6 protein-coding genes are annotated in these 8641 nt (G+C 62.5%); 2 read left to right on the top strand and 4 right to left on the bottom strand.

Annotation, left to right across the window (positions count from 1 at the left end):
- Window positions 1-137: 137 nt before the first annotated feature.
- Window positions 138-584 carry an azurin gene (azu, locus tag K5E37_RS24515; RefSeq protein WP_064593127.1) on the bottom strand — a complete coding sequence of 149 codons (447 nt, stop codon included), beginning with the start codon at window positions 582-584 and terminating at the stop codon, window positions 138-140.
- Between the two features lie 341 nt (window positions 585-925).
- Between azu and K5E37_RS24510 the strand changes: the two genes are divergently transcribed.
- Window positions 926-1513 (top strand): TIGR00730 family Rossman fold protein, encoded by a 588-nt coding sequence (locus tag K5E37_RS24510; protein WP_115076357.1) that lies wholly within the window; start codon window positions 926-928, stop codon window positions 1511-1513.
- 68 nt (window positions 1514-1581) lie between these two features.
- Window positions 1582-1761: a hypothetical protein gene (locus tag K5E37_RS24505; protein ID WP_007950694.1), complete on the top strand. Its 180-nt coding sequence runs from the start codon at window positions 1582-1584 to the stop codon at window positions 1759-1761.
- Between the two features lie 128 nt (window positions 1762-1889).
- On the opposite strand, the gene K5E37_RS24500 is transcribed toward K5E37_RS24505, so the two are convergent.
- The 3 genes from K5E37_RS24500 to K5E37_RS24490 form a co-directional block, all read right to left on the bottom strand.
- Window positions 1890-2783, bottom strand: a complete 894-nt coding sequence (locus K5E37_RS24500) for a transglutaminase family protein (protein WP_127796758.1) — start codon at window positions 2781-2783, stop codon at window positions 1890-1892.
- The gene (locus tag K5E37_RS24495) at window positions 2783-5269 is read right to left on the bottom strand and encodes a circularly permuted type 2 ATP-grasp protein (protein WP_221535379.1); all 2487 of its coding nucleotides are present in this window, start codon (window positions 5267-5269) and stop codon (window positions 2783-2785) included. The genes K5E37_RS24500 and K5E37_RS24495 overlap by 1 nt, the downstream gene beginning before the upstream one ends.
- An 88-nt stretch (window positions 5270-5357) precedes the next feature.
- Window positions 5358-8633 (bottom strand): DUF2126 domain-containing protein, encoded by a 3276-nt coding sequence (locus K5E37_RS24490; RefSeq protein WP_221535378.1) that lies wholly within the window; start codon window positions 8631-8633, stop codon window positions 5358-5360.
- Window positions 8634-8641: the final 8 nt, after the last annotated feature.

Raw genomic sequence — 8641 nt, 5'->3', positions numbered from 1 at the left:
ATGGTGCGGGAGGCGATCTTGATCTACAACCAGGAGCGCCCGCACCTGTCCTTAAAATACAAAACGCCCGATGCGGTGCATCGGGCGTTAGGGTGAAATAGGTGTAAACCTATTTCAGGACTAGACACTTGTGTTGCTTACTTCAGGGTCACGGTGCCTTTCATCATCGAGATGTGGCCCGGGAACGAGCAGAAGAAGCCGTACTTCTCGTCAGCCTTGAGCTTGGACACGTCGAAGGTCACCGAGTCGGTTTCCTTGGCGCCGATGATCTTGGTGTGAGCGATAACGCGCTCGTCACCGTCCTTCAGGTAGTTCTTGTCGATGCCGGCGGCCAGGCCGTCGGTGGCGATCGGCTGCATGTCGGCTTCTTTGCTGATCACCAGGTTGTGGCCCATGACGTTCTTCGGCAGGCTGCCGGAGTGGGTCAGCTCGACGGTGAAGGTCTTGCAGCTCTTGTCGATTTCGATGGCCTTGGTGTTGAAGGACATCTGGTCGGTGGAATCAACGGTGGTTTTGCACTCGGCAGCCATCAATTGGCTGCTGGCCAGCGCCAGCAGGGATACCGCAACAACTTTGGAAAACATGGTGAATCTCCAAGGCAGGGTTAACAAAAACACGAATGGTTGGAAGACTGCCTGAAATCTTCGCAAGTTCCTATGACTTGAGTCAAAAATTGTATACAACTTTCAGGCTATGACACTCATCGAAACAATCTAACAGCCAGACGTTTGGCCGGGCCGTATCTTCAGGGCTCAACGTTCATCTGGAGCATCCGTCATGTCCTTCAACAGCCTGTTGTGCAGTCTGCTCGCCGCCTACGCCTGTGGTGCCAGCGGCACCTATGAAACCCCGAAACGCGAAGTCTAGCCCTTGGATCAAGGCGTGCCAGCCTTTACCCTGTGACCGATTGACCCAGGAGGAAGGCATGTCTCTCACATCCGTTTGTGTATTTTGCGGTGCCAACGCCGGCACCACCCCGGCGTACACCGAAGCCGCGATCGCCCTCGGCACGGCTATCGCCGAGCGTAAGCTGACGCTGGTCTACGGCGGTGGCGCCGTCGGCCTGATGGGGATTGTCGCCGACGCCGCGCTGGCGGCCGGTGGCGAAGTGATCGGCATCATCCCGCAGAGCCTGATGGACAAGGAAATCGGTCACAAGAGCCTGACGCGTCTGGAAGTGGTCGACGGCATGCACGCGCGCAAGGCGCGGATGGCTGAACTCAGCGATGCGTTCATCGCCCTGCCCGGTGGCCTTGGCACCCTGGAGGAGCTGTTCGAAGTCTGGACCTGGGGCCAGCTCGGCTACCACGGCAAGCCGCTGGGCCTGCTGGAAGTGAACGGTTTCTACAGCAAACTCACTGCATTTCTCGATCACATCGTCGGCGAAGGCTTCGTTCGTGCGCCGCACCGTGACATGCTGCAAGTGAGTGAATCGCCGCAAACGCTGCTCGAAGCCCTCGACCACTGGAAGCCCACCGTCACCCCAAAATGGGTCGACCAGAAACCCGGTTAACCCCCGGGTACCGATACAGGGCAGAATACGCGCCGCTCAACCTCACCTTCGACCCCAGAGGATCGCCCATGGCCAAACCCAATTACTCCTTCGCCAAACGTCAACGTGATCTGGCCAAGGAACAGAAGAAAGAGGAAAAGCTTCAGCGCAAGAAACAGATGGCTGAAGAAGCGGCACTGAACCCTGATGGTGAAGTGGCGACCGATGATGATGTTGAGGCACCGAAAGACCAGGCACCCGACGCCTGAGCAACACTGCAGGACCACTGAACACAATCCCTGTGGGAGCGAGCCTGCTCGCGATGAGGACGGCACATTTGAAATGGATGTGACTGACCCACTGTCATCGCGAGCAGGCTCGCTCCCACATTTGTTTTTTATTCCTCTAGCGGCATCACCGTGACCCGCACCTCCGGATCATGGCTCCCTCCCCCCAGAATCACCCCGCGCAACGGCGAGACATCGGAGAAATCCCGGCCCCAGGCCAGGGTGATGTGCTCCAGCGCCGGCTGCACATTGTTTGTCGGATCGAAATCCACCCAGCCCAGCACCGGGCAAAACACCGAAACCCAGGCATGAGACGCATCGGCGCCAATCAACCGTGGCTGCCCCGGTGGCGGCTGAGTCAGCAGGTAGCCGCTGACGTAACGCGCCGCCAACCCGCGTGATCGCACACAGGCGAGCATCAGGTGCGCGAAGTCCTGACAGACCCCGCGCCGGCGCTCCAGCACCTCCACCAGCGGCGTCGCGACCTGTGTCGCTTCGGCATCGAAGGTGAATTCGCTGAAGATCTTCTGCATCAGGGCCTGCACGCCCAGCATCAACGGTCTGCCGGCCGGGAAACAGCTCTCCGAGAACTCGACGAAACTGCGCTTCAGATGCACGTAAGGCGACTGGAATCGATAGCGACAGGCTTCCAGCAACGAGGCGGACAGCGGCTGGCTGCTGTAGGTCAGCGCGTTGCGCGTCAGTTCCCAGGCCGGCGACTGATGGAAATCCACCACGGGCCGCGCCAGCACTTCGACCGTCAGCCGTGCGTTGACCTGCAACTCATCGTGAGGCCGTTCGAAAGCCAGGCGAGTCAGCGGATTGCCGAACACATCTTGCTCGTCCCGGCGGGTGGTCGGCTCCGGACTGATCAGCAATTGCTGTTCGGTGCAGCGCTGCCACTCGCATTCGCGCGGCCACAGATGCGCCAGTTGCTGGGCCAGGGACACCGGGCTGTCGTAGCGATAGCAGGTGTCGTGAAGGATCTGGTAATGGGCACTCATCAGACGGACACCGTGCGCTGGCTGACATCATCGACATGGGCGAAATGGCGCAGGGCCAGACGATCCGAAACCTGACTGCTGGCGTCGGCGATCTCCTGCAACAGGTCCGCCAGACCGTCGAGGGCCGCGCGCACGCTGGACTCGCCGAACAGCGGATTCTCCAGACAACTAAGGTCGAAGCGCGCCAGACGCTCGACCAGCGGCGGCAACCCCGCCTCTCTCGGCACACCGAAGTCATCATTCAGACGCTTGAGGGTGCGGGTCACCAGTTTCAACTGGAACAACACCGCATGCGGGTTCTGTTCATCCAGCAACAACAGGTCGAGCACCGGAATCAACTGCGCCACCGCCAGATAACGCGAGCGATAGGTGATGCTGCTGTTACCCAGCTCCAGCAACCACTCAAGCCCGGCCTGATCGAACGCCCCGGCGCCGCGCAGGAAACCCGCGAGGCTGCTGCTGAGAAATTGCAGACGCTCGATCCGCCGACCGATCATCAGGAAGCGCCAGCCTTCGTCGCGAGTCATGTCGTCGAGGGCAAACCCGGACAGCGCCGCCAGCGACATCACCAACCGGTTGAGAAAATCCAGCAGCTCGCCGAAATCCGGCTCGTCGGTGTCCAGCTCCGAAGCCTCGCGTTGCAGTTCCACCAGCGCCTGCCAGTTTTCCCGGGACAGCTTGCCGCGTACTTGCGATGCCGCCCACTGCAAACGTTGCAGGTTGGAACGCAGACTGAACGACCAGTCCTCACCGAGCAGTGCCGCGAGCAAGCGCTCCGGCAGTTCACCTTCATCCGGCAGCAGCATCAGCCGCTCGCCCAGATCCACGGCGGCCTGCAAGGCTTGCGGGTCATCGCCGTCGACGTATCGCGCGAGCATGATCCGCAGCAGCCGCGCACTGTCGTCGCAACGCTCGCAGTAACGACCGAACCAGAACAGGTTTTCCACCACCCGCGACGGCAGATACGGATCGCGTCGCACCAGATCAGGCACGCCGATGTTGCGCTGGGCTTTCCACTGCTCACCGCTCGGCGGTCGATCCCCCAGCACCCAGGTGTCCTTGCTCGCACCACCGCGCTGCATCGACACCACTTCGGCATCGGCTTCCGCGGCGACCCGGGTCAGGCCACCGGGCAGCACCCGATAACCGTCGTGACTGGCCACCGCGTACATGCGCATGCCGATTGCCCGGGGTTGCAGTTGCCCGTCCTCGGGCTGCCAGATCGGCGCCTGGGACAACTGGGCGAGTTCTTGCGCGACATACGCATATGGCCGGGCCTGCATGCGCGCGGCGAGACTTTCACGCTGCTTTTCGCTCAGATCCCGACCAAACACCGGTGTGAAGCTTTGCGACGGGAACGCCGGTTTGATCAACAGCTCCGGCAGTTTTTCCAGGGCCTGGGCCAACACCGGCGCTTCGCCGCACCACCACGTGGCAATGGACGGCAGAATCAGCTCTTCGCCGAACAGGTACTGATTGATCTTCGGCAGGAAACCCAGCAACCCCGGTGACTCCAGCACGCCGCTGCCCAGGGCGTTGGCCACCAGCACCCGTCCCTGACGTACCACCTCCAGCAATCCCGGAACGCCGAGCGCCGAATCCGTGCGCAGCTCCAGCGGATCACAGAAGTCATCGTCGAGCCGACGCATGATCGCGTGCACCCGGCGCAGGCCGCTGAGGGTTTTCAGGTAGACCGTGGCATCACGCACCGTCAGGTCACCGCCCTCCACCAGCGGATAACCGAGCTGGCGCGCCAGATAAAGATGTTCGAAATAACTCTCGTTGAAGCGCCCCGGGGTCAGCAACACCACCAGCGGCGCGTCATCGTCGCAGGGGGCCTGACGGACCAGGGTTTCCTGCAACGTGCGGAAGAAACCGGCCAGATGCTGCACTTTCAGATCCCGGTACAACTCGGGGAAGGCGCGGGACACGATGGTGCGGTTTTCCAGCGCGTAACCGGCACCCGATGGCGCCTGAGTACGATCCGCCGTCACCCACCAGCGCCCGTCCGGGGTGCGCGCCAGATCCACAGCATACAGATGCAGAAAGGCCCCGTCCGGCGGCGCAATGCCCTGACAGGGCCAGAGGAAGTTGTTGTGACCGAACACCAGCTCCGCCGGCAGCAGCCCTTCGCTGATCAGCCGCTGCGGGCCGTACAGATCCGCCAGTACCGCATTGAGCAAACGTGCACGCTGGGCGATTCCGGCCGACAGCTGTTGCCACTCATCGGCGGCGATTACGTGGGGCAGCAGGTCCAGCTCCCACGGACGATCCGCGCCCTTGGGGTCGGCATACACGTTGTAGGTAACGCCGTTTTCCTGAATCTGCCGGGTCAGCAACGCCTGACGCTGCACCAGTTGCGCCGGGGTGCTGCGCTGCAATTGGTCGACCAGTCGCCGCCAGTGCGGGCGTACCGCCCCGCTGTCGTCGAGCAGTTCGTGATAGGTGCCCGCTGTCAGCGGGTAGCGGTCAAGCAGGTCAGGCATGGAAAGCTCGGCAGCCGGCAAGGAACGGTCAGACTAACGCAGGCACATGACGCCCGGATATACGAAAAATCCGGGGGTCGTGTACGAATCAAAAACGTCGTAAATCGAGAGTCATCGGTAGCTCGTCGGAGATTGTCAGGTTCGGTATAGGAAGTTTCCCCGGCGTATGTCCGATGCGGAAGAACCGCGCCATGCGCCGGCTCTCCGCTTCGTTGGCGTTGACCGGCAGCGTCTCGTAATTGCGCCCGCCCGGATGCGCGACGTGGTACTGGCAGCCGCCCAGCGAGCGTCGCATCCAGGTATCGAGCAGGTCGAACACCAGCGGTGCATGCACCGGGATCGTCGGTTGCAGGCAGTTGGCCGGTTGCCACGCGCGGAAACGCACGCCGGCGACAAACTCGCCCACCCGCCCGCTCGGTTGCAGCGGCACCGGGATGCCATTGCAGGTCAGCAGATAACGCTGCGGCGGCAGCCCCGTAAGCTTGACCTGCAAGCGCTCCAACGATGAGTCGACGTAGCGCACCGTACCACCCGCCGCGCCCTCCTCGCCCAGTACGTGCCAGGGTTCAAGGGCCTGACGCAATTCCAGTTCGATACCGTTGACGGCGTAGTCGCCGACTTTGGGGAAACGAAACTCAAGGTGCGCCGCGAACCATTCGGCGCGCAGGGGATAACCGGCATTGTTGAGTTCGACGATGACGTCGGCGAAGTCCTGCTCGATGAAATGCGGAAGCAGGAAGCGGTCGTGCAGCTCCGTGCCCCAGCGCACCAGTTTCGGCGGCGCATAAGGCTCGCGCCAGAACCGCGCCACCAGCGCCCGCAGCAACAACTGCTGAGCCAGGCTCATGTGCGCATGGGGCGGCATTTCGAACGCACGCAACTCCAGCAGACCGAGACGCCCGGTGGCGCCGTCCGGTGAATACAGTTTGTCGATGCAGAACTCGGCGCGATGGGTGTTGCCGGTGACGTCGATCAGCAGATTGCGCAGCAAGCGATCCACCAACCATGGCGCGCACTCTTCTCCGGGCGCAGGCATTTGTGCGAAAGCTATTTCCAGCTCATACAGCGCATCGTTGCGCGCTTCATCGACTCGCGGCGCCTGAGAGGTCGGGCCGATAAACAGACCGGAAAACAGGTAGGACAGCGACGGATGGTTGTGCCAGTAGCTGATCAGGCTGCGCAGCAGATCCGGACGACGCAGAAACGGTGAATCGCCCGGTGTCGCGCCGCCGAGCACGAAATGGTTACCGCCGCCGGTGCCGGTGTGTCGTCCATCGACCATGAATTTCTCGGTGGACAGTCGGGTCTGGCGCGCTTCTTCGTACAGAAATTCGGTGCGTTCGACCAACTCGTCCCAGGTCGCGGACGGCTGCACGTTGACCTCGATCACGCCGGGATCGGGAGTAATGCGGAAATTGCTCAGGCGCGGGTCGCTCGGCGGCTCGTAGCCTTCCAGCAACACCGGACAGTGCAGCTCCTCGGCGGTGGCTTCGATGGCGGCCACCAGCTCCAGATAATCCTCGACCCGCTCCAGCGGCGGCATGAACAGGTACAACCGGCCTTCCCGGGCCTCGGCGCAGAACGCGGTGCGGGTCAGCCAGTCGGCGGACTCGTCGATCTTCGGCACACGCTCGTCCGCCGGAGCGGGCTCGCCGTGTTCGTTGAGCTGCGATGTTTCGGGCAGTTCGGGGAAGTCCTGATTCGGATCGTTCGGATGAATGAACGGATACTCCGCCGCTTTCACCCAGGGCTGCGAACCCAATGGCAGGCGATAGCCAAGCGGTGAATCTCCCGGCACCAACCGACAATGATCATCGCGCAGATACCAGCGCCCGCTCTGCCATTGATCGCCCTTGGCGGTGCGCGCCAGCGGCAGCACCTGGCCGATGACCTTGTCCAGCCCCTGACTGAACACCTTGCGCAGCCGCGCACGTTCCAGTGGTTCCTCCAGACGCGAGTCTTCGGCGCTGACGTTGCTCGGCAATGCGCCCTCGCGCCAGAGGTAATAGAAATGGTCTTCGTAAGCCGGGAAGACAAAACGTGTCGACAGCTTCAGGCGTTCGGCGACACTCGCCAGAAAGCGCCCGGCCAGTTCTCCCGTGGCGCCGTAATCCTGCTGCTCATCGGCGATCAGCCCGTTGTTGTGCCAGATCGGCACGCCGTCGCGGCGCCAGTAGCAATTCAGCGACCAGCGCGGCAGTTGCTCGCCCGGATACCACTTGCCCTGGCCGAAATGCACCAGCCCTTTGGGCGCGTAATGCTTGCGCATGCGCTGGAAAAGTTCGGCGGAGAGCCGGCGCTTGTCCGGGCCCAGCGCGGCGGTGTTCCACTCGGCGCCGTCGGGGTCGTCGATCGACACGAAGGTCGGTTCCCCGCCCATGGTCAGGCGCACATCGCCTTCCAGCAGGTCGGCATCGATCTGCCGTCCCAGTGCCTGGATCGCCAGCCATTGCTCATCGGTGTAGGGCTTGGTGACCCGCGGCGCTTCCCAGATCCGCTCGACCGACATTTCGTGGCTGAACTCGCATTCGCAAGGTTCCACCAGACCACTGATCGGCGCCGCCGACGACGGATCGGGACTGCAGGCCAGCGGGATATGCCCTTCCCCGGCGAACAGTCCGGAGGTCGCATCAAGGCCGATCCAGCCCGCTCCCGGCAGATACACCTCGCACCACGCATGCAGGTCGGTGAAATCCACCTCGGTGCCGGACGGGCCGTCGAGGCTCTTCACGTCGGCAGTCAGTTGAATCAGGTAACCAGAGACGAAACGCGCCGCCAGCCCGAGATTGCGCAGCAGCTGCACCAGCAGCCACGCCGAATCCCGGCAGGAACCGGAGGCGTGTTCGAGAGTATGTTCAGGGGTCTGTACGCCCGGCTCCATGCGAATCAGGTAATTGATGTCTTCGCTCAGACGCTGGTTGAGCGCCACCAGGAAATCCACGGCCGGCAGCGGCGTGCGGTCGATGGCGTCCAGATAGGCCTTGAATTTCGGCGCCAGCGGCAGGGTTTCGAGATACGGCGCCAGCTCCTTGCGCTCATCGGCGGCGTAGGCGAAGGGGATTTTCTCGGCGTAGGGTTCGAGGAAAAAGTCGAACGGGTTGAACACCGCCATCTCGGCCAGCAGGTCGACCTCGATCCGCAGTTCGGCGGTTTTCTCGGGGAACACCAGCCGTGCGAGGTAGTTGCCCTGAGGGTCCTGCTGCCAGTTGATGAAGTGCTGCTCGGGCGAGACTTTCAGCGAATAGGACAGAATCCGCGTGCGGCTGTGGGCAGCCGGGCGCAGACGCACGATCTGCGGGCCGAGTTCGACAGCGCGGTCATAGCGGTAATGCGTGACGTGATGCAATGCGACATGAATCGACACGGCGTGCC

This window comes from Pseudomonas sp. RIT778 (genome assembly GCF_019718735.1).
Classification (GTDB): Bacteria; Pseudomonadota; Gammaproteobacteria; order Pseudomonadales; family Pseudomonadaceae; genus Aquipseudomonas; species Aquipseudomonas aphyarum.
This window is presented reverse-complemented; position numbering and strand designations above follow the sequence as displayed.